At 46.0% G+C, this 20207-nt stretch carries 16 protein-coding genes and 1 pseudogene; 3 read left to right on the top strand and 14 right to left on the bottom strand.

Translation table 11 applies throughout. The features are described 5' to 3' along the window. Positions 1 to 224 precede the first annotated feature (224 nt). The gene (locus M1D67_RS15965) at positions 225 to 1445 is read left to right on the top strand and encodes a pectate lyase family protein (protein WP_229029929.1); all 1221 of its coding nucleotides are present in this window, start codon (positions 225 to 227) and stop codon (positions 1443 to 1445) included. A 25-nt stretch (positions 1446 to 1470) separates the two neighbouring features. Here the strand turns inward: M1D67_RS15965 and coaE are convergent, their stop codons facing one another. From coaE to citZ, 9 genes are all read right to left on the bottom strand, one after another. After that, positions 1471 to 2076 carry a dephospho-CoA kinase gene (gene coaE, locus M1D67_RS15970; RefSeq protein ID WP_195201913.1) on the bottom strand — a complete coding sequence of 202 codons (606 nt, stop codon included), beginning with the start codon at positions 2074 to 2076 and terminating at the stop codon, positions 1471 to 1473. Positions 2077 to 2093: 17 nt separating this feature from the next. Then, positions 2094 to 2726 (bottom strand): sporulation membrane protein YtaF, encoded by a 633-nt coding sequence (ytaF, locus tag M1D67_RS15975; RefSeq protein WP_009329359.1) that lies wholly within the window; start codon positions 2724 to 2726, stop codon positions 2094 to 2096. 220 nt (positions 2727 to 2946) lie between these two features. Beyond that, positions 2947 to 3774, bottom strand: a complete 828-nt coding sequence (gene mutM, locus M1D67_RS15980) for a DNA-formamidopyrimidine glycosylase (RefSeq protein WP_023855481.1) — start codon at positions 3772 to 3774, stop codon at positions 2947 to 2949. A gap of 18 nt (positions 3775 to 3792) precedes the next feature. After that, positions 3793 to 6432 (bottom strand): DNA polymerase I, encoded by a 2640-nt coding sequence (polA, locus tag M1D67_RS15985; RefSeq protein WP_020452550.1) that lies wholly within the window; start codon positions 6430 to 6432, stop codon positions 3793 to 3795. Between the two features lie 255 nt (positions 6433 to 6687). Further along, the gene (gene pnpS / locus M1D67_RS15990; RefSeq protein WP_479831387.1) at positions 6688 to 8433 is read right to left on the bottom strand and encodes a two-component system histidine kinase PnpS; all 1746 of its coding nucleotides are present in this window, start codon (positions 8431 to 8433) and stop codon (positions 6688 to 6690) included. Then, positions 8426 to 9148, bottom strand: a complete 723-nt coding sequence (locus tag M1D67_RS15995; RefSeq protein ID WP_020452552.1) for a response regulator transcription factor — start codon at positions 9146 to 9148, stop codon at positions 8426 to 8428. The genes pnpS and M1D67_RS15995 overlap by 8 nt, the downstream gene beginning before the upstream one ends. 328 nt (positions 9149 to 9476) lie before the next feature. Further along, entirely contained in the window at positions 9477 to 10415 is a 939-nt protein-coding gene (gene mdh, locus M1D67_RS16000; RefSeq protein WP_023855484.1) for a malate dehydrogenase, read from the bottom strand. Positions 10416 to 10462: 47 nt separating this feature from the next. Further along, positions 10463 to 11734, bottom strand: coding sequence for an NADP-dependent isocitrate dehydrogenase (icd, locus tag M1D67_RS16005; protein ID WP_144499094.1), 1272 nt, complete (start codon positions 11732 to 11734; stop codon positions 10463 to 10465). A gap of 166 nt (positions 11735 to 11900) precedes the next feature. Continuing rightward, a complete protein-coding gene (citZ, locus tag M1D67_RS16010; RefSeq protein WP_479831388.1) occupies positions 11901 to 13019 on the bottom strand; it encodes a citrate synthase in 1119 nt (372 codons plus the stop codon). 626 nt (positions 13020 to 13645) lie between these two features. Here citZ and bglS point away from each other — a divergent pair. Then, positions 13646 to 14377 carry a beta-glucanase gene (gene bglS, locus M1D67_RS16015; RefSeq protein WP_144499095.1) on the top strand — a complete coding sequence of 244 codons (732 nt, stop codon included), beginning with the start codon at positions 13646 to 13648 and terminating at the stop codon, positions 14375 to 14377. A 255-nt stretch (positions 14378 to 14632) separates the two neighbouring features. Here bglS and M1D67_RS16020 read toward each other — a convergent pair. Both M1D67_RS16020 and M1D67_RS16025 read right to left on the bottom strand, forming a co-directional pair. Further along, positions 14633 to 14780, bottom strand: a pseudogene (locus M1D67_RS16020) (transporter); the annotation flags it as partial. A 267-nt stretch (positions 14781 to 15047) separates the two neighbouring features. Then, positions 15048 to 15512 (bottom strand): DUF441 domain-containing protein, encoded by a 465-nt coding sequence (locus tag M1D67_RS16025; RefSeq protein ID WP_020452557.1) that lies wholly within the window; start codon positions 15510 to 15512, stop codon positions 15048 to 15050. Positions 15513 to 15613: 101 nt separating this feature from the next. On the opposite strand from M1D67_RS16025, the gene ytvI reads away from it, so the two are divergent. After that, the gene (gene ytvI, locus M1D67_RS16030; protein ID WP_020452558.1) at positions 15614 to 16729 is read left to right on the top strand and encodes a sporulation integral membrane protein YtvI; all 1116 of its coding nucleotides are present in this window, start codon (positions 15614 to 15616) and stop codon (positions 16727 to 16729) included. Positions 16730 to 16771: 42 nt separating this feature from the next. Here the strand turns inward: ytvI and M1D67_RS16035 are convergent, their stop codons facing one another. The 3 genes from M1D67_RS16035 to pfkA all read right to left on the bottom strand — a co-directional run bounded on the left by M1D67_RS16035 (position 16772) and on the right by pfkA (position 19994). After that, the gene (locus M1D67_RS16035; RefSeq protein WP_020452559.1) at positions 16772 to 17158 is read right to left on the bottom strand and encodes an FxsA family protein; all 387 of its coding nucleotides are present in this window, start codon (positions 17156 to 17158) and stop codon (positions 16772 to 16774) included. 94 nt (positions 17159 to 17252) lie between these two features. After that, entirely contained in the window at positions 17253 to 19010 is a 1758-nt protein-coding gene (pyk, locus tag M1D67_RS16040; RefSeq protein ID WP_479831389.1) for a pyruvate kinase, read from the bottom strand. A gap of 24 nt (positions 19011 to 19034) precedes the next feature. Next, positions 19035 to 19994, bottom strand: a complete 960-nt coding sequence (gene pfkA, locus M1D67_RS16045; protein ID WP_020452561.1) for a 6-phosphofructokinase — start codon at positions 19992 to 19994, stop codon at positions 19035 to 19037. Positions 19995 to 20207: the final 213 nt, after the last annotated feature.

The following is a 20207-nucleotide window of genomic DNA, read 5'->3' on the forward strand; positions in this document are numbered from 1 at the left end:
TGGCTGCGGCCGGCATTTATTTTTTTATAGGAACAGCAGCCGCTTCCGCGGCGAACGAAGGTTATCCGAAACAGATGATCAGGCTGGAAAGCTTATCAGGCATAAACATCACGCCCGCCGGGAATCAAGATAATGCACCGCTAACAGCAAAACAGACGAGCGGGGAAAAAGCAGAAAGATGGAGGCTGGATACGTCTGACGGCAAACAGTTTAAAATCAGAAATATGGATAACGGCAAAATTATCATCCCTTCCCATTACGCGTTGTCAAACAATAATCCCGCTGTAGTCTACTATGACAATTCACGAAAAGAAGAGTTGTGGAATATTATCGGGGCTGACAAAGACGGAAACGGAGACTTTATCACGTATAAAATCGTCAGTGCGCAAAACAACAGCCTTGCCCTGACACTGGACGGCAGCGGAGTGAAGCTTGCCAAATATACAGGCAGCTCCGTCCAAAAGTGGAAGCTTCCAAGCGACGGTCTCGAAGGTTTCGCGGGCTATGCAAAGGAAACGAATGGCAAGCAGAAAACAGGCACAACCGGCGGCCTGCTTGGAAAAGTCGTCTATGTCAACAATCTGGGCGAACTGAAAGCCAATATTGGAGGTTCAACGCCCCGCACCATTGTCGTCTCCAGCAATATCGGCGCTTCAGCCAAAACGGTATTGACGGTGGGTGCCAATAAAACAATCATCGGCTCGTATGAAAAACATAAGCTGAACAACATTTACTTTAAAACAAAAACGGACTCAGGCAACGTGATTTTCAAAAATCTGATCATTGCACATGATGCATTCATAAATGAAAACAACGACATCCCTGTTTACATTACAGATTCGAGGAATTACTGGATTGACCATGTCACATTCCAGGGCCACAGCTATTCAGCAAACGGTCACGATCTCGACAAGCTCTTATACATCGGCGCTAAAGCCGATTACGTCACACTGTCTCACAGCACATTCACAGACCACAGGTACGGCTTGATTCTCGGCTGGCCTCAAGATGACAAGCAATACCACAGTATATATAATGGATATCCGCGGATGACAATCAGCCACAACCGCTTTGAGAATCTCTATGTCAGGGCGCCCGGGTTGATGCGTTACGGCCATTTTCATGTGAAAAACAATTATATCAACAATTACCATCTAGGCTTCACGATAACGACATTGGCCAAAATTTATTCTGAAGCCAATTACTTCGGTACGGGCAGCGAGAAAGGCATACTTGATGATTACGGAGACGGCTCATTTAAAGATGTCGGATCATATCCGGCGATAAAAGGACAGAAATCGCCTGAAACAAGCTGGAAACCTTCATCCAACTACAGTTATCGGACGATGAAGGCAGGCAATGCCAAAGCTTTTGCCGAACGGTATGCAGGTGCACAACGCACCGCGCTGTATTATGCGAATTACAGCCAGTTTAAAAACGACTAATAAAAAAGTGAGCGCAATTTCGCGCTCACTTTTCAATATTTGACCATGTATCAAGCAGCTGATGAAGCTGCGCTTCTGTATCTTTCAGACTGCCGCTGTTATCGATCACCGCGTCTGCCTTTTTCTTTTTTTCGTCAAGAGAATGCTGGGCGTGAATTCTGTTCAGCGCCTCGTCTTCAGTGAGCCGGTTTCTTTTCATCAGCCGCTCAAGCTGAAGCTCCATCGGCACCCAGACGACGATCACTTTATCTGTCAAATGTTCAAGCCCGCTTTCATATAAAAGCGGAATATCGAGAACAACAAACCGTTCACCGGCCCGGATGGCTTCGTCGCGCTGTTTGATCATCATTTTTCTCACTTCCGGATGGACGATCGCATTTAACTGCATCCTCTTTTCTTCGTTAGTAAAAACAATTTCTCCAAGTTTTCTCCGGTCGATACCGCCTGTTTCAAGCAGCACGCCTTGACCAAATGTCTCTGCGATTTTGTGATAAGCGGGCATCCCTTGTTCAACGGCCTCTTTCGCGATCACGTCCGCATCGACGACTGTGATGCCGCACTGCTGGAACATTTGCGCGACAGTACTTTTGCCGCTGGCAATCCCTCCGGTCAACCCGATGACCAATGTCAAAGGCCTGCACCTCCTTCTTACAGTTTCCAGATGCCGATCATAATCAGCAATATACCGGGAAGAAAGGTCAGTTTATCCATCCAGTTCCATTTCGATAAAAATCGCCCCGCCTGTATTCCGCAAAATACGAACAATGAGCTCATGATGCCTACCGTAATGCTCATCGGTACAGGGGAAAAGCCGAGCGCAGCCGCGCCGATCCCTGCTCCGAACGCGTCAATAGAGAGGGCGAAACCGAGAAGGAAAGCTTCTATACCGGTAATGATTCCTGATTTATCAATGTCGGCGCTTGTCGGTTTTCTTAAAATGTGTATCACGATTCCGAGCGATTTCAATTCAAGGTTGATGAGCGTTTTTTCAGAGAAGACGAGATCCTGTTCTTTCTCCGGCCTGAAAAACTGATACAGCACCCATGCGCCGATCCCCATTAATATGACGGCTCCGAGCCTTTCTGTTACGACAACGGGCAGGAATTTCGCCAAAAGGGTTCCGATCATCATGGCAATATACATCACGGCACCAGAGCAAAAAGCAATAATCAAAATCGCTTTAAATGGGATTTTCAACTTTCGCAATCCGTAAGTAAATCCGACTGAAAAACTGTCCAAGCTGACGGCAAATGCCAGCAGCAAGAAAGATGCAAACATCATATCAGGCTCTTCCTTTCTGTTGATGCGAGCAGTTAAGTCATGCAGCCTAAAGGCAGCTTTCTAGGCTTCTTATATATATGAAAGAAGAAAACCATCCGTGTGTTGTTTACCCGAAAAAGAAACATCACACCTTAAAGCTTGCTTTTAACAGCTATATGGAGCGTATGCATCGACAGCTTGAACCATGATACGGCTTGCTGTTGTCCCTTTTATGCGATTGTCATTTTTTCTGGCACTTTATGCAAAAATGCGTGCCCCTTCCGCCAACGACTGTTTTTTCAATTGGAGATCCGCACTTTTTACAAGGTTCATCTTTCCGGCCGTAAACGAAAAGTTTGAGCTGGAACATGCCGATTTCACCTTGTGAATTGATGTAAGATCTGACTGTGCTTCCCCCTGCTTCAACAGCTTCCTTTAACGTTTGAACGATCTCTTCATGAAGAAGAACCGTCTGTTTTTTTGTGAGCTTGTTCGCTGTTGTCTCGGGATGGATACCGGCTCTGAACAAAGCCTCGTCGACATAAATATTGCCCAGTCCGACCACTGTCCGCTGATCGAGCAGTGCGGTTTTCACTGAGCGGTTTGTTTTCTTCAGGCGCTCTCTTAAGTAACCGGCTGTAAATTCCTCGCTGAAAGGTTCGGGACCGAGCTGCCTGAGAGGCAGCTCCGTCAGTTCTTCTCCCGGCTTAAACAAATGCATCGTGCCGAACTTTCTGACATCCCGGTAGCGCAGCTCGCTTCCGTCCGTGAACCTGAAAATGACGTGCACATGTTTATCAAGGGGTTCATCGTTTTGATGAAGCCCGTACTTTCCTTCCATTCTCAAATGGGAAACCATGACACAATCATCAAGATGAAACAACAGGAATTTTCCCCTTCTTCCGATCGACTGAATCGTCTGACCGGCCAGGAGCCTTGCGAATTCCTCAGGCTCCTCCGGACGTTTTATGATTTTTGTCCATCTGACATCAACCGCATCGATCGTTTTCCCTCTTACAAGCCCGGCAAGAGTGCGCCGGACCGTTTCGACTTCTGGTAATTCCGGCACATCATCACTTCCTTTTCTCTATTTTGCATCGTACCATGAAGGCCCTGAAGCGCAGTCCACTTTCAGCGGAACATCGAGCTCCAATGCATGTTCCATTACTTCCGGAACTAGTTTTTCAAGCACTTTGATTTCATCTTCAGGCGCTTCAAAAATCAATTCGTCATGAACCTGCAGCAGCAGTTTGGCCTGGAGATTTTTTTCTTTCAGCTTGTCCGCCATGTCGATCATCGCTTTTTTAATGATATCTGCGGCGCTTCCCTGGATCGGCGTGTTCATTGCCGTCCGTTCGGCAAAGCTGCGCAGATTGAAATTCCGACTCGTCAATTCCGGTATATACCGCCTCCGGCTTAAAAGAGTCGTCACATAGCCCCTCTGTTTCGCTTCTTGAACGGTTTCTTCCATGTATTCTTTAACTCCCTGGAAGCTGTGGAAATAGCGCTCAATAAACGCGGCCGCTTCCTTTCTTGTAATTCCCAGGTTTTGCGACAAGCCGTAGTCGCTGATTCCGTAGACGATTCCGAAATTGACGGCTTTCGCCTGCCTCCTCATCGCAGGGGTGACTTCTTCTTCTGATACATGAAAAACATCCATCGCCGTTTTCGTGTGAACGTCCATATCGTTCGTGAACGCTTCAATCAAATTTTTATCCTTTGAAATGTGGGCGAGAACCCTCAATTCGATTTGGGAGTAATCCGCAGCGAATATGAGCCAGCCTTTTTGCGAAGGGACAAACGCCTGCCGGATTTTGCGGCCTTCCTCAAGACGGATCGGTATATTTTGCAGATTTGGATCGGTTGAGCTGAGCCTTCCCGTCTGTGTTAAAGCTTGATTAAAGCGGGTATGCACTTTATGGCTGTCTTTTTTGATTACTTTTAAAAGCCCTTCGACGTATGTGGACTGGAGCTTGCCGATCTGTCTGTAGTGCAGAATATCTTCGATAATGACGTGTTTGTCGCGCAGTTTTTCCAGCACATCGGCTGAAGTCGAATAGCCCGTTTTTGTTTTTTTGACGGCAGGCAGCCCGAGTTTTTCAAACAAAATCACACCGAGCTGCTTTGGAGAATTGATATTGAACGTTTCACCTGCTGACTCGTGGATTTTCTTCTCGTATTCCGCTAATTTGGCGGACAGTTCTTCCCCCATTTTTTTCAATCTGTCGACATCGACTTGGACACCGATCGATTCCATCTCACCGAGAATGTGGGCGAGGGGCATTTCGAGCGCTTCAAACAGATCGAGCTGCTCGTTTTTCTCCAATTCATCAAGAAGCTTTTCGCGGAGCAGCGATATCGCCTTCGCTTTTCTGGCTAAATGGTCGGCAAGCTCCTTCTCATCCGGCACCGCCTGTTTCGCGCCTTTTCCGTAGACCGCTTCATCTGCCGCGACAATGTGTAATTGGTGTTCTTTCGCAACGCTTGCAACATCGTCGTAAGAGTGTCCCGGATTGATGATATAGGCCGCAAGGAGAACGTCAAATTCTGCGCCTTTCAGTTCGATGCCCCGCCAGCGCAAAGCGACCGCCGCGCGTTTTGCATCAAACACCCATTTCTTTTTCGACTCGTCTTCGGCCCACTCTTTAAAACGGTCCGACTGAACAGCTGTCTCTTCCGGGATGAAGAAAGCGCCATGTTCGTTGACGATCGAAAAACCGAGGATCGGCGCCTCATGATAATTGTCGCCGAGCTGTTCGACAACGAGTGAAGCCGGTGACGCAAACAAATCATCCGTGATGTCTGTTTTGATCGTGACGTTGATCTCTTCAAACTGTTCTTCTTCTTTTTCTCCCGGCTCTTCGCCAATCCTTTCGAGCAAAGAGTTAAAACCGAGATCTTTAAAAATCTTGACGACCGCTTCCCTGTCAAAACCTTCGTATCCGAGGGAATCGAGGGTGACTTCAAGCGGCGCTTCTGTCGTAATTGTCGCAAGCTCTTTGCTCATCAATGCCTGTTCTTTAAATTCTTCAAGCTTTTCTTTCAGTTTTTTTCCGCTGACTTCGTCTATTGACGACAGCAGCTCCTCTACTGTATGGAACTGTTTCAAAAGCTTGATCGCCGTCTTTTCGCCGACGCCCGGCACACCTGGAATGTTGTCTGATGAGTCTCCCATCAGCCCTTTCATGTCAATGATTTGTTCAGGTGTAAGTCCGTACTTTTCCCGGACATGTTCCGGCGTATAGTATTCAACATCTGTAATGCCCTTTTTCGTGATGGCGACCGTCGTTCCTTCTGTAGCCAGCTGTGTCAGGTCTTTGTCGCCTGAAAAAATCTTCACTTCAAATCCGTCTTTTTCCGCTGACTTGGCAAGGGTGCCGATAATATCATCGGCCTCGTAGTTTTCAAGCTCATACCTTGAGATTTGATAGGCGTCGAGGAGCTCGCGGATAAACGGCAGCTGCTCGGACAGCTCGGGCGGCGTTTTTTGTCTGCCGCCTTTATATTCTTTAAACGTTTTATGTCTGAATGTCGTTTTCCCCGCATCAAAAGCAACGAGCATGTGGGTCGGTTTTTCTTCTTCAAGCATCTTCATTAAGATCGTGGTAAAACCGTACACAGCGTTTGTATGTATCCCTTTTTCATTGCTGAGAAGAGGCAGAGCGAAAAACGCGCGGTAAGCCAGGCTGTTTCCGTCAACCAATACTAGTTTTTTTCTTTCAGTCATCTTTATCCTCCTAAGGAGCCGATTCGTCAGCTTCCATTCAACTTCGTGATCATATTTGCTTATTTTATTTTAGCAAAGTTCATTTTGAAAGGAAAATGAGAGTGATTTTGCAGAAAAATAAAAAAAGGGACGCGCTGTTGATCGCGTCCGTCCATATGGCTCCTTGGATGAAGGGGTTCACTAATGATCCTATCAGCCAAGTTTTAACCATGTATATAAAAGTTGTTAAGCCTTTGTAAAGTTTGCTAAATGAAGCTACTCGGATGCGCGTTTTAAGCGGACCGTGAATTCGGTGCCTTTTCCCCGCTCGCTTTCGACGTCGATTTCACCGTCGTGGGCCTCGACTAAATGCTTGACGATCGCTAGGCCGAGACCGGTTCCTCCTGAATTTCTGCTCCTGTCTTTATCGATCCGGTAGAAGCGTTCGAATATTCTCGGGATTTCGGACCGCTTGATCCCGATGCCCGTATCCTTCACTTTGACTTGCACTGCATTTTCCAGTACATCAGCCGAAATCGTTACGTTTCCATCTTCAGGCGTATATGTGAGGGCATTGTTCACCAAATTTAAAAAGATCTGCTTTAGTCTGTGCGGATCCCCGGAAGCAACGGCTGGCTTCTCCGGCTTTTCCAGGGTCAAGGTGATTCCTTTTTCCTCCGCTTTATTCTTCAAAAGCATCTCAATTTCAGCGAGGATTTCACCAATATTGCAATTTTGAATATTCAGGGTGAAGTTCTGCTGTTCGATTTTCGACAGATCCAACAGGTCCTGGATCAAGGTTTGCAGACGGCTGCTCTCTTTTAAGATGATCGATAGAAATTGCAGCAGCGTCTCCCTTTCGTTCATCGCTCCGTCTAAAAGCGTCTCGGTGAACCCTTTGATCGATGTAATCGGCGTTTTCAGCTCATGGGAGACATTGGCGACAAAGTCCTTCCTCATTTCTTCAAGCTGCTTTCTTTCCGTCATATCATGGAACACGAGAACGATGCCTTTCCACTCATCATTGATGCCGATAATTGGAACTCCGTCGACTTCAAAATACCTTCTTTCAATTTTGATCGGCAGTTTAAACATTTTGCGGACCTTTGTTTCCGTCATAAAAATTTCTTCGATGAGATTAATGATTTCTTCGTGTTCGAGCACTTCGTGATAGAAATGGTAAAGAAGCTGATCGGCTTCTACGTGAAATTGCTTTTGATAAGCGCGGTTCACAAGGTGAATATAACCCTTTCCATCGATTAAGATCAGACCGGAGTCGATATTTTCGATGACGGTTTGCAGACGGTCGCGCTGCATTTCCTGTGCTCTTGTCATGTCCTGCAGGTTCTGCGCCAGCATATTGATGGACTGGCTCAGCATCGTTTCATCTTCGTTGAAAGTTCTTGCTTTATAGTTTCCTTTGGCAAGCTCAATCGCTACTTGTGTCGCAGACTCAATCGGATTCGTATATTGAGAGGTTATTCTCGCCCCAAGCCCGGCGATGATTAAAAAGGCCGTTCCAAGGCTCACGCCGAGGAGAATCCAGATCTTTTGATTGATATCTTGCAATGAATCGACAGGAGTGCTGATCAGAATATATCCATTCACATTCCCGTCTTCTTTCAGCGGCTGCACGTAACGGTAAACGGACTCGTCATCCGGATTGATTCTGAAGCCTCCTCCTTCACCGTTTAAATCCGACTCAAGCGCTTCTTTGATAACGGATTGATCTTCTGCACGGCCCCCAAAATGAAAAAGAACCTGACCTTTTGTATCAATCAGCGATACATGACTGTCCAGTTCACGGCTTGCCTTCTCTAAAATGGCTCCTTGCTCCGAAGACTTCATGTTTTCACGATTTGCCAATGAAGCGACCAAAGCGGCTTCTTTTTCAATATGGCTGCTCAGTTTGGCATCGTATGAGGAGTGAAACAAGTGAACGAGCAGAAAACCGAGTGAAGCAAATACGAGAATCAAAAGCGTCAGCAGGGCAGCTAAAAGCCGGGTCCGGAATTTAATCATTCAGCTTCGGCTCCTCCATTTTGTAGCCAAGACCTCTGATTGTTTTAATGTATTCCGGTTTTTTCGTATTTTTTTCGATCTTATCGCGAAGATGGCTGATATGGACATCGACGATGCGCGTATCGCCCGCGAAGTCGTAGTTCCAGACAGCATTGAGGAGAAGGTCTCTCGTCAGCACCCTCCCTTTATGCCTTCCCAAATATAAAAGGAGTTCGAATTCCTTAGGCGTTAGCTCGAGGCGTTCGTTTTGAAAGTAAACCTCATAATGTTCTGGCAGTATTTTCAATTCGCCTATGATCAGCTCGCCTGCATCCGGTTCTTCCGTCTCCTCCGGATGAACGGACAGCGTCTGTGTTCTTCTTAAAATCGCTTTGACCCTTGCCGTCACCTCTCTCGGGCTGAACGGCTTCGTCATATAGTCATCGGCACCCAGCTCGAGACCGAGCACCTTATCAAATTCATCATCCTTAGCGGTCAGCATCAAAATCGGATACATCAGCTTCTTCTGTCTGAGTTCCTTGCATACTTCAATGCCGTCCATTTTAGGAAGCATCAGATCGAGCACGATCAGATCCGGCTTCTCTTCAATCGCCTTTAATAAGCCGGCCTCTCCGTCCATGGCCGTCACCACATGATAGCCCGACCGTTCAAGGTTATATTTTAGAAGGGTAACAATCGATTCCTCATCATCTACAACTAATATCTTTTTGCTCATGACATGCCTCCAGGCTTCAGATTTCCCCGACATCTCTTTCTCTATCTTTTGTTAAATAAACGTTTTCACTCCTATTTTAACGAAAGCCTATCCGTTCGACAATTTGATTTTTCAGTGTTTTGCATAAAATCTCTCTTTTTCGGCAATAAACCGCTGTTTTAAGCGATGGAATGCTTCCAGAAAAAAGAATGAAAATGTCCGGGCAGATGATTATGATTAGGTATATGCTGACAGCCCGTGTTTATGTCTTGATTTTCATATGGTTTTATGTAAAAAAGATCGCATTCAAAAACAGGAAGGCTTGTATAAAGCCTTCCTGCTGTTTTCATTATGATAATACTTTCATGACGTTTTTGACTGATTCAACGGATTGATCAAGCTGACTTCTTTCTGTTTCAGTCAGTTCAAGTTCAATGATCTGTTCAAGACCGTTTCCGCCGATAATCGTCGGAACGCCGAGGTAAATGCCTTCATAGCCGTATTCGCCTTCAAGGTAGGCAATAGTCGGCAGCACGCGGCGCTGGTCTTTTAAGATTGCTTCAACCATTTCTGTCAGGGAAGCGGCTGGCGCATAATACGCACTTCCGTTTCCTAACAGGTTGACAATTTCTCCCCCGCCTTTTCTCGTTCTTTCAACAATCGCATCGATCCGGTCTTTCGGAAGAAGCGTTTCAAGCGGAATGCCGCCTGCATAAGAGTAGCGAACGAGCGGAACCATATCGTCCCCGTGTCCGCCCAGTACAAAACCTGTAATGTCTTTGACGGAAAGGTTGAGCTCCTGAGCGACAAACGTTCTGAATCTTGCCGTATCCAAAACTCCCGACTGGCCGATGACCCGCTCTTTCGGGAAGCCCGATTCTTTATAGACGGCGTATGTCATCGCATCCACAGGGTTTGTCAGAACGACGATGATACAATCAGGTGAGTATTTAACAACTTCCTTCGTTACGCTCCTCATGATCTTTTCATTTGTAGCCACGAGGTCGTCCCGGCTCATTCCCGGCTTTCTTGCGATTCCCGCCGTGATGACGACGATATCTGAGCCGGCCGTATCTTCGTAGTTTGCCGTTCCTGTAATATTCGCATCAAATCCTTGGACAGGGCTCGCTTCCAGCATATCGAGCGCTTTCCCTTTTGTAGGGTTTTCAAGCTGCGGAATGTCGACTAGCACGACGTCAGCCAATTCTTTTTGAGCCGTTAAAAACGCAGTTGTTGCACCTGTAAAGCCCGCTCCGATGACAGATACTTTATTTCGCTTCTTTCCCATGTTTTCTACCCCTTTTAATTGTTGTTGTTTTACCCCAAAACAGCCGTTTAAGACATATTTTTGATAAGCTCATCACCGAATTCAGAGCATTTAACTTCAGTCGCGCCGTCCATCAAACGAGCGAAATCGTATGTGACGACTTTGGATGCGATTGTTTTCTCCATAGATTTAATCACAAGGTCGGCAGCTTCATTCCAGCCCAAATGCTCAAGAAGCAGCACGCCGGATAGGATGACTGAAGACGGGTTTACTTTGTCTAGGCCAGCATATTTTGGAGCTGTACCATGTGTCGCTTCAAAGATGGCGTGTCCTGTCTCATAGTTGATGTTTGCTCCAGGAGCGATGCCGATTCCGCCGACTTGGGCAGCAAGCGCATCTGAAATGTAGTCCCCGTTCAGGTTCATTGTCGCCACAACATCAAACTCGGCAGGGCGGGTCAGGATCTGCTGAAGGAAGATGTCAGCGATGCTGTCTTTGATGATGACTTTGCCGGCCGCTTCAGCTTCGCTTTGCGCTTTGTTTGCAGCGTCTTTGCCGTCTTTTTCAGCGATGCGGTCGTATTCGGCCCATGTGAATACTTTATCGCCGAATTCTTTTTCAGCCACTTCATAGCCCCAGTTTTTAAAGGCGCCTTCCGTGAATTTCATGATGTTTCCTTTATGGACGAGCGTTACAGATTTGCGGCCGTGCTCGATTGCATACTCGATCGCAGCTCTGACAAGCCTTGACGTTCCTTCTTCAGAAACCGGCTTGATACCGATGCCTGATGTTTCAGGGAAACGGATTTTGTTAACGCCAAGCTCGTTTTTCAGGAATGAAATCAGCTTTTGAACTTCTTCAGAGCCTTTCGCGTATTCGATGCCGGCATAGATATCTTCAGTATTTTCGCGGAAGATGACCATATCCGTATCTTCAGGGCGCTTAACCGGTGAAGGAACGCCTGTGAAATAGCGGACAGGACGCAGGCATGTAAACAGGTCAAGCTCTTGTCTTAGCGCTACGTTTAATGAGCGGATTCCGCCGCCTACAGGAGTTGTTAAAGGACCTTTAATCGCGATCAGGTATTCGCGGATCGTATCAAGCGTTTCTTCAGGAAGCCATTCGCCTGTTTTGTTGTACGCTTTTTCCCCGGCGTAGACTTCTTTCCAAGTGATTTCCTTTTCGCCGTTATACGCTTTCTCCACAGCCGCTTCAAGAACCCTTGAAGCCGCTCTCCAAATATCAGGACCTGTTCCGTCCCCTTCAATAAACGGGATGACCGGGTTGTTTGGAACGTTTAATACTCCGCCGGAGACTGTAATTTTTTCGCCTTGTGCCACAATAAAACCTCCCATAATATGTAATTCTTCAATATAGAAAAACATTTGTTTCCCCCGTTTGGCGGGGGACAAACATGTTTTTTCATAGATTCATGAAATCGTTGTTTCCTAAGAAAGCCGTTAAGAGGCCGGCCGAACAAAGCTCGAACAGCCTCCTTTCAAACGGTCAGCTTCTGTCTTCAATCGGAATGAACGTCTGCATGTCAGGGCCGGTGTAATCAGCCCGCGGACGAATCAGTCGGTTATTTTCATATTGTTCGAGAATGTGAGCGAGCCAGCCTGATACCCTGCTGATCGCAAAAATCGGCGTGAACAGATCATGGTCGATTCCTAAGCTATGATAAACCGACGCAGAATAAAAGTCTACGTTTGGCGGCAGCTTTTTCTGAGACGTGACGATTTCCTCAGTCCGCTCTGAAATCTCATACCATTTGCTTTCACCCGTTAAATTCGTCAAACGTCTGCTCATTTCCTTCAAATGTTTTGCGCGGGGATCGCCCTGGCGGTATACGCGGTGGCCGAACCCCATGATCTTTTCTTTCTTTTCAAGCTTGGCGTGAATATATGAATCTACGTTTTCAACCTCGCCAATCTCTAAAAGCATTTTCATAACTGCTTCGTTTGCTCCGCCGTGAAGCGGACCTTTCAAGGCCCCGATTGCGGCCGTGATCCCTGAGTAGACGTCTGAAAGCGTCGCGACGCATACTCTTGCTGTGAACGTAGATGCGTTCAGCTCATGATCCGCATGCAGAATCAAGGCTTTGTCAAACGCTTCCACTTCAACAGGTGAAGGTTCTTTTCCATTCAGCATGTAGAGAAAGTTGGCGGCAAAACCGAGTTCCGGATTCGGCTCAATCGGCTCGAGCCCTTTGCGGATTCTTGAAAAAGCAGCGACAAGCGCAGGCATCTTCGCTTGGAGACGCACCGCTTTTCTGTAGTTTGCTTCCGCATCCATTTGATCTGCTTCTTCGTCAAACAGTCCGAGTAAAGAAACGGCTGTCCGAAGAGCTGCCATCGGGTGGACTTTTCCATTCGAGTAGGATTTGAAATGGTCAATCACTTCTTTGGGGATACCGGCATTTTCAGAAAGCTGTTTTTTAAGCTCTGCGAGCTCCTCTTTGTTCGGCAGCTTTAAATGCCAAAGCAGATAAACAACTTCTTCAAAGCTAGCTTTTTCTGTCAAATCATCGATGTTATACCCTACATATGTAAGAGTATCATCAATAATTGAACTTACTGATGATGTAGTGGCGACTACCCCTTCAAGGCCGCGTGTTGCTGTCATACTCATCTCTCCCTTTTTTAAAAAATTTCCCCTTTTAAAATTAAACCAAAACCTAGGAGCAAAAACAACGCATGTTGTATACATCTTCTTCAACCCAAAAAGAAAATGCTTACATTAAATCGTTTTTCAAATAAAACAATCGTGCGTTTCTATATACCGTTCGATACTCCGATATGCTTAATAAAGATTAAGCATATTTATATTATAAACAATAATCTGATAAATTTGTAGGTTTTTGATCAAAAATGCTTTCAAAGCCTTATAAATCAAGGGTTCGTAGTTATTTATTATCAATCGACAGCTTTGTAGAATCATGTATTCTTCTGTATCTATTTGAGGGAGGTTTTGGGAAGGGATTTTTATTAAAAGTGGACAGACGTATTCCTCCAGTTCTTTCATACTAATCGGTTTATGATTTTCACCTATAATAAATTTATAAACAAAAGAAAAAGAGATAAAATCTTTTACTTGTTACTTTACAGCAAATCCCCTTCATCCGTTTTAAAACAAACGGGGGGAGTTTTTATGAATGAAAAGTTATTATCATTATTTTGACTGATGTTCCCTTTTAAAAGAATCAGGTATGATCGATAAAGAAAACGTTTTCAAAGAAAGGGGAATGCCACATGCCTTATCGTATGAAACGAGTGTTGCTGCTTCTTGTCACTGGATTGTTTTTGAGTTTGTCTGCAGTCACTTCTACTGCCTCGGCTCAAGCAGGCGGATCGTTTTTTGACCCTTTTAACAGCTATAACTCCGGTGTATGGCAGAAAGCAAATGGTTATTCGAATGGAGGTGTGTTCAACTGCACTTGGCGTGCAAATAACGTATCAATGACATCATTAGGTGAAATGCGTTTGGGGCTAACAAGTCCATCTTATAACAAGTTTGACTGCGGGGAAAATCGCTCTATTCAAACATATGGATATGGACTTTATGAAGTCAGAATGAAACCAGCTAAAAACGTAGGGATCGTTTCATCGTTCTTCACTTACACAGGTCCAACAGATGGAACTCCTTGGGATGAGATTGATATCGAATTTTTAGGAAAAGACACAACAAAGGTTCAGTTTAACTACTATACGAATGGTGTAGGAAACCATGAGAAGCTTGTGGATCTCGGATTTGATGCATCCAATGCCTATCATACGTATGCGTTCGATTGGCAGCCAAACTCGATTAAATGGTATGTCGATGGGCAATTAAAACATACCGCGACGAGCCAAATTCCGACTACGCCAGGAAAGATCATGATGAACTTGTGGAATGGTATTGGTGTCGATGACTGGCTCGGTTCCTACAACGGTGTAACACCTCTATACGCTCATTACGACTGGGTGCGTTATACAAAAAAATAATGTCAAAAATGATAAGAGCCTGCAGCCTCAACCTAACCAGGCTCTTATGATTGTAATGAGAAGTTGTTGGCATGATTAGTCTTTTATACAATCTTATCGAGATGATGACAGCCCTCTTTCTGGGTTTGCTTTTTTTGCTTCTTTAGTTCTCTTTCTTTTGTGAAAATGACATCTCATATCCTTCAATTTTTTGATGGTTTCCTCAATTTCTTTCTGTTTTCTATCAATTTTTCTTTTTCGTTCACTAAAATCACTTGCTGCCGTCCGCGCCGCAATCATATCCGACGTCTCAGTTAGCAGAAAAAATAAACTCTCCGGCACTGAACAGCACTCGCAATTCGACAGCCATCATAATAAAGGATGCGATAACTGATGCAAGCGTTTCAGCCCGAAAGAGACGATAGATCATTTTTTCTTTTTATCCAAGCTTACCTGCTGAAGACTCCACAAATAAAAACCCACAAATTCGAAATAAACGGTCATATTTCCCCACACAGGTTTTTGACAAACTGAGCCCTCTTTTTATAGAGGGCCTTATTTTTTTGCACCAGCTGACTTCTATTTACAGATTTTTAGGAGTTTTAACTGCGTTATGTATGTTTATTTTTAGTTGCGAACGTTTTTTTCAAACTAAAAAACCCCCTGAAACAGGGGGAGCTGGCCCGCATTTCTAAGATGTAAAATGCTGGACGGCCTGCATGACAAGATAGGCGATCCCGGCACCGATGAGCGGGCCGACGGCAACGCCTTTGAATAAAGCGACCGCTAAAATCGTTCCAAATACAAGAGCGGTGGTGATATGCGGGTCTTCCGCGAGCAATGTGATCCCGTTTTTGGCGATCAATGCTACGAGAATGCCCGCCCCGAGTGCGATCCATGCGTAATATGATTTCATCGCTTCGCCAAGCTGTTTAAAGCCGATCTCTCCAGTGGCAATCGGCACAAGGACCGCTATTGTAATAACGGTAACTCCCCAGTTAATCCCTTTGGATTGGATGGCCGGAAACAGCTTTTGATCGAGGCCGGTCAGCTTGATCAAAAGCAGGACGGATACCGCGATGATCAACGACTGATTTTTCGCGATTAATGCGATGGCCAAAAGCAGGATCAAAAATAAATTAGCTTGAGTAAACATGCTGTATTCAACTCCATTTTTTTATGACCTTTCTCATAATAACAGGACTCAAGAATAAAATGAAATAAGGACATGCTTTCTAATATCAGGAGGATGCAGAATTGAATCAATCCTATCTCACAGCTGCGCTTCGGGCAGTGTATGTGCTGTTTTTGACCGCTGCTTGCGGAGCGGTCGGCTACTACTCTTTTCCGTTAACCTATCCTTTTGTGATTGCGCTTATTCTCGCCATCATGATCAACCCTTTTGTGGAATGGCTCGATAAGCGGACCGGGCTCCCGAGAGGCGTTAATGTCGGCATCGTGCTATGCGGCTTTTTGATCGCCGGAGCCGGCTTTTTGACCCTGGTCGTTGCCGAGATTGTCTCTGGAACGGCTCATTTGGCTAAAATACTCCCCGTCCAGTTTAATAAAGCCGCTCTTTATATCGAATCTTTTTTTACGAATCAAATCATGCCGCTGTATAATCAGCTTGCCGCTTTTTTTGACGGGCTCGAAGCCGCCCAGCAGGAATCGATCATTACACAGGTCCAAAATTTGGGCAGTGAACTCGCATCAGGCACCGCTTTGTTTCTTTCAAAAATTCTTGAGATGGTGCCCCTCTTTTTCGCCTTTCTGCCGAATATGGCGGCCGTGCTGATCTTTTCGCTCCTAGCTACTTTTTTTATCAGCAAAGATTTGCATAAAATACAAAACAAGGCGCGGTCTGTTCTTCCTGATCGGCTGATCTCGGGTGCAGCGGCTGTCTATGCGGAATTGAAAAGAGCGCTGGCAGGCTTTGTGAAGGCCCAGCTTACCCTTGTGGCGATGACGATGGTGCTGGTGTTGATCGGGCTTTCTGTGTTGAAGGTTAATCATGCTGTCGCCATCGCTTTTCTCATCGGGCTGGTCGACCTGCTGCCGTATTTGGGAGCGGGGTCTGTATTTGTGCCGTGGATCGTCTATTTAGCAGCATCCAAGCAGCTGCCGCTCGCGATCGGCCTCGGAGTCCTGTACATCGTCGTGCTCGTCTTCAGGCAGCTGGCCGAACCGAAGATTTTGAGCCGGTCAATCGGACTTCACCCTTTGGGAACATTGATCGCGCTGTTTGCCGGTTTCAAATTGTTTGGCTTTCTCGGATTGATCATGGGTCCCGCCCTTCTCGTTCTCATTCAGGCTCTCTTTACAACAGGTATTTTTAAAGACGTATGGCAGTTTATTAAAGGAAATGAAAAATAAGCGGCAGCCTGCTTTTTCCAATGCGGGCCGCCGCTTATCGGGTTATTTGATGATGTTAATCCGCCTGCCTTCAGACATCCTCTTCAGCTTGCGGGATATGAACGGTTTGAAACGGCTGCGCGTTGCCGGCAGCAGCAGCAGTAAACCGATGATATCCGATAAAAAGCCGGGCAGCAAAAGCAGCATGCCGCCTATGAAAATACAAAGCCCGTCCAAAATCGCATCCCCAGGCATTTTTCCATACTGAAGATCGCGCTGAACTTTGTAGTAAACTTCGATTCCTTGTTTTTTGGCGAGAGCGGCCCCGAGAAATCCCGTCAAGATGATCAGCAAAACGGTCGGCAAGACACCGATCCAATTAGCGGACAAGAGGAACAGACCGATTTCACTCGCTGGAAAAATGACGAGAAATAATAAGAAAAACTTCATTGTCTTCACCTCATAATTCTAATATGGAAGCGAACGGCCGCCCTGTCGCCTGCAAAAAAAGAAGGGAAAGCTTCCCTTCTTCTTCAATAAGCGATTAAAGTACGCTTGCACGTCCTTTGTAAACAGCTCCGCGGGCGGAGTCGACCGTAATGTCTTCTCCCTCTTTGAGAATGGAAGTCGCATTTTCTATTCCGACGATGACAGGGATGCCGAGGCTCAAGCCTACGACTGCCGCGTGGCTGGTTAAACCGCCTTCTTCAGTAATCAGCGCAGCCGCTTTTTCAAGGGACGCCATCATGTCACGATCCGTGCTTTTTGTAACCAAAACGGCGCCATCTTTCATTTTTTTATCCGCTTCTTGTGCATTTTGAGCGATGACCACTTCACCAAACGCGGATTTGCGTCCGATTCCCTGGCCTTTTGCGACCACGTCTCCGACAACATACACTTTCATCAAGTTTGTTGTGCCGGCTTCACCGACAGCTCCGGCCGTGATAACGATCAAGTCGCCGTGGCGTACGATGCCTGTGTCGAGAGATTTTTGCACTGCTTTTTCAAGCATTTCGTCAGTCGAGCTGTGGTTTTGTCCGCTTGTTGCGAAAACACCGAAGACAAGAGACAGCTTTCTTGAAACCGCATCATTTACCGTAACTGCGACAATCGGCGCCTGCGGGCGATATTTGGAAATCATTCTCGCCGTATGACCGCTTTCTGTCGGTGTGACGATGGCATTCACGTCAAGGTTGATTGCCGTATGCGCCACAGACTGGCCGATGGCATCTGTAATTGACATGCTGACTTGCTTGCTTCGTGCAGAAAGGATCTTTTTATGGTTGAGCGCTTCTTCTGAACGGGAAGCGATATTGTGCATCGTCTGAACGGCTTCAACAGGGTAATTTCCCGCAGCAGTTTCACCTGAAAGCATAATCGCGTCAGTTCCGTCAAAGATCGCATTGGCAACGTCGCTCGCTTCCGCGCGTGTCGGACGCGGATTGCGCTGCATGCTGTCGAGCATTTGGGTAGCCGTGATAACAGGCTTGCCAAGCGCATTGCATTTTTTGATCAGTTCTTTTTGAACGAGCGGCACTTCTTCAGCAGGGATTTCAACACCAAGGTCTCCACGTGCGACCATCAGACCGTCTGATACTTCAAGAATGGCATCGATGTTGTCAACGCCTTCCTGGTTTTCGATTTTTGGAATGATTTGAATATCTGCCGCATTGTGCTCTTCAAGAAGTTCGCGGATTTCAAGAACATCCGACGGACGGCGCACAAAAGATGCCGCGATAAAATCAACACCCTGCTCGATACCGAACACAATGTCGTTAGCATCTTTTTCCGTAATTCCCGGAAGATTGACGCTGACGCCCGGCACATTCACGCCTTTTTTGTTTTTCAGCGTTCCGCTGTTCATTACTTTCGTGACGATTTCACGCTTGTCCTTGTTGACATCTGTGACTTCAAGTCCGATCAGTCCATCGTCAAGCAAAATCGTTGAACCAATTGATACATCGTGAATCAACCCATCATATGTAACTGAGATTTTTTCAGGCGTACCGATGACTTCTTCCATTGACACGATCAGCTGAGAACCCGCTTCCAGTTCGATTGAACCGCCTTCCATTGTGTGCGTGCGGATTTCCGGACCTTTCGTATCAAGAAGGATACCGATATCTTTTCCCAGCTTGCCGGCTGCTTCGCGAATGTTTTTAATTCTTGCGCCGTGCTCTTCGAAATCTCCATGGGAAAAGTTCAAGCGCGCCACGTTCATTCCGGCTTCCATCAGCTGGGTGAGCTTTTCAACAGTTTCGCTGGCCGGCCCAATTGTACAAACTATTTTAGTCTTTCTCATATTGCTTCCTCCTCGGGTTTTACACTAGATTGACAGTTCTTGAGACAAGCGGTACATGCTTTGATCAATTGTATGTTTATGATCGAGTATTTCAATGATATCATGATGCACAAGCTGGTTATTTTGAATTCCGACACAGCGTCCGCCTTTTCCTTCAAGAAGCAGTTCAACCGCAAATGCCCCTAGACGGCTTGCCAATACACGGTCTGCTGCAGTCGGAGAACCGCCGCGCTGGATATGTCCAAGCACCGATACTCTAGTTTCGAGATTTGTGGCTTCTTCAATTCTTTTGCCGAATTCAACGCCGCTTCCGACGCCTTCCGCCACAATGATGATGCTGTGTTTTTTGCCGCGCTCATGCCCTCTTTTCAGCCTTGCAATAATTTCTTCCATATCGTAGTCAGCTTCAGGGATCAAAATGGATTCCGCGCCTCCTGCCAAACCTGACCATAAAGCAATGTCCCCGGCATGGCGGCCCATTACTTCAATCACGTATGTACGTTCGTGGGATGTAGCTGTATCCCTAATTTTATCGATGGCATCGATAACGGTATTTAACGCCGTATCAAATCCAATCGTCAAATCTGTTCCAGGGATGTCATTGTCGATTGTTCCCGGCACTCCGACACAAGGAAAACCGTGTTCTGTCAGCTTTTTCGCTCCCATATAAGAACCGTCTCCGCCAATGACGACTAATCCTTCTATACCATATTTTTTTAAATTCGCTATTCCTTTTTCCCGTCCTTCTACCGTTTTAAACTCAGGACACCTTGCTGTATATAGCTTCGTTCCTCCGCGGTGAATGATATCTCCGACAGAACCGATTTCAAGCTTTTCTATTTTTCCGCTGATTAAACCTGAATACCCGTTGTAAATTCCGTATACTTCTACGTCATGGTAGATCGCTTTCCTGACAACCGCGCGGACCGCCGCGTTCATTCCCGGGGAATCTCCGCCGCTCGTCAATACTCCGATACGTTTCATCTTTTTCACCTCGAAAACATATATAATTTACCTTAACACGTTCATTGCCGCTAAAACAATGAAAAAGGGATGAAAATTTTCCGAAAATCCCTATAAAACCTTACTCATTATACAATTAAACAAAAAGTTTTTAAATAAATTTTAAGCAAACTCTTTGAAAAATCGCGGGTGAAAGACACAATCCTTTCACTTTTCACCTTTATCCATAAAAAA

This window comes from Bacillus sp. PK6-025 (assembly GCF_056530265.1).